The organism is Pseudomonas sp. FG86 (assembly GCF_057808775.1).
In genome coordinates this window covers 1-1,169 of the sequence record NZ_JBMDIS010000194.1, presented here as the reverse complement: position 1 = coordinate 1,169, position 1,169 = coordinate 1, and the positions used below count along the sequence as shown (strand labels likewise).

Annotated in this window: 1 pseudogene; it reads left to right on the top strand. The window is 56.1% G+C overall.

The features are described from left to right. Window positions 1-1,169: pseudogene (locus ACODSV_RS36275) on the top strand (hypothetical protein); the annotation flags it as partial.

Sequence of the window (1,169 nt, the reverse complement as noted above, 5' to 3'; positions counted from 1 at the left end):
CTCAATATTCCGGGTATGAAGCAAAACGTCATTGGCTATGACGGGGGCGTTGGCCTCTGGTTGCTGACGTATGGCTTGACGGTGGTGGTGGACAGGAACTGGCTGGCAAGCCCGGGCGATGTGATCAATATCGTGCGCATGCCCGATATGCTGCAATTGGCAACCCTGATGCTCAAGGAGGGCGATGAGGCGGCCAACCATTATTTCTTCAGCATTGAACACAAGAATCTTCCTGATGGTGAGGTGCGACTGGGGTACGTGGTGCATTTCAAAGAGGGAGGCGAGGCCGCTTCCTACACCTTGAGCGTGTTGGTGAAGACTGACCTGCCGGGTGGAAGAAACAATAATCCACCGTTCCCTGGCGTAGGGCATTCAGAGCTCAAGTTCACCCTGTCGACCACGATTGTTGACCCTCCGGATGCCATACGCGGGGTAACGGTGACAGTTGCCCCCTATCCGAACATGCATGCCCGGGACATGATCCATTTCTCTTGGGCAAGCGTGCTTATCATCCAACAAGTGGCGGGGGTTGGCCGCGAAACCGTGTTCAACATCAGTCGTGACCAACTGATGGAAGGGGGCGACGGCACCGACCTGTTGGTAGGGTTTTTACTGGTGGACCAGGTAGGCAACACGTCGACGGACAGGTCCGCAGATACCAAGGTGCAGGTGAACCTGGATAGTACGCGGCTAGAGGGCCCGGCCATTATCACCGATGGCCCCGTTGACACTATCGATATAGAGCGACTCAATGGCGAGGACCTGCTCATCGAGATGCACAACTCTGCAGCCATCGCCCCGGCGGGAAGTCTGTACGACATAGACTTCCGGTCCTACCCGCCCAACGGTGGTGTGATTGTGCATCGTGATTTTGAACGGGTCATCACGGCTGGCAGGACGGTCACGCACAATGTCCCATATGGTGTGGTGCGTGCCGCTGCAGGCGGCCGGGTGGAAATCAAGTATGTGCTGAGGAAGCAGAATCCTGCCGTCGATCTGTATTCGAGAATCACCGTTGCGAAGGTATTCGGCTCGATTGTCAGGCTTGAGGCGCCTTATTTTGCCGAATACCCCGGCCATACGGTGCATCCTATTCCCAACTCCGCGCTGGTGAGCATTCCCTATTACCCATGGCGTCAAGCGCAGGATAAATTGACCCTGATCATGCG